This window comes from Arthrobacter sp. JCM 19049, assembly GCF_001310435.1.
The window spans coordinates 1-1,153 of the sequence record NZ_BAXF01000607.1; the positions used below are offsets into that span (position 1 = coordinate 1).

1 protein-coding gene and 1 pseudogene are annotated in these 1,153 nt (G+C 64.4%); both read right to left on the bottom strand.

Annotation, left to right across the window (positions count from 1 at the left end):
• Window positions 1-190, bottom strand: a 190-nt coding sequence (locus JCM19049_RS14900; protein ID WP_279403316.1) for a universal stress protein, incomplete at its 3' end; no start/stop codon positions are given.
• 91 nt (window positions 191-281) lie between these two features.
• Window positions 282-978, bottom strand: a pseudogene (locus JCM19049_RS14905) (dienelactone hydrolase family protein).
• Between the last annotated feature and the right edge of the window lie 175 nt (window positions 979-1,153).

Sequence of the window (1,153 nt, forward strand, 5' to 3'; positions counted from 1 at the left end):
TGCGGGCCTGCTCGGCGTCATCCAGGATCCAGGTGTCCGAGCCGATGGAGACGACCTCGGTGTTGTCCGAGGCGTGGGCGGTCACTACGACCAGTTCGGCACCGAGCTTGGCGCTCAGGTCGGCGGCGCGGCGCGCGGCCTTCAGTGCGGTTTCCGAGCCGTCAACGCCCACGATGATGGTTTCAGACATAATGCGTTTCTCCTTGGGTTGATGTTCCAGTTCTGTGCGTAGCACGCGCTTGTGCACACCACTCTATGTGATGCGTGCCACGTGAAAGTCCTTAGTCGGCGTGCTTCTTGAGGAATTCGACCGAGCGCTGCCAGGCCTGCCGGGCGTATTCGGGCTTGTAGTTGCCCGCCGGGTTCTGGTCATTGTGGAAGGCGTGGTCCGCGTCGTAGTAGTAGAAGGTGACCTCCGCCCCGGATTCGCGGCGGATCTGCTCTTCCTGGGCCCGGGCGTCCTCGACGGGGTAGAACCCGTCATGGATGGCGTAGTGGCCTGGATGGCGGCCTTGACGCCCGTGTAGTCATCCGGCACCGCCTGGCCCACCCCGTAGAACGGGACGGCGGCGGAAATCTTCTCCCCCTGCTGGGCAGCCAGGTTCAGCACGAAGCCACCACCCATGCAGAAGCCGATCGCACCGACCTTGGTGGAGGTGACCTCCTCGCGCCCCAGCAGGTAGTCCACGGCTCCGGCCAGCAGCCGGGCGCTTCGGCCTCGGGCAGCTCGCTCATCATCTTGGCCGCTTCATCCCCGTCATGGGTGATCCAGCCGCCAAAGAGGTCCGGGGCCAGGGCGACGAACCCCTCGGCGGCCAGTCGGTCCGCCACGTCGCGGATGTGGTCGGTCAGGCCCCACCATTCCTGGATCACAATCACCCCGGGTCCGCGCCCGGATTCGGGCACCGCCAGGTATCCGTGGGCCTCGCCGTCGACCGAGTCGAAGGTGACGTTCTGATGGGGAGTTTTGACAGCCATGACACATCCTTAGTCGGGGTGACTTGAACTTTGATAACAGTCTATGTAATCGCCGGAGCCTTTGGCATTAATCGGTATCACAAAATCCAGCGGTTTCCGCACGTATTCGGCCCCCGGAATGAGACAACGCCGCCGGGCACCGCCACGGGGCGGAGACTCGACGGCGTTGGGCGGG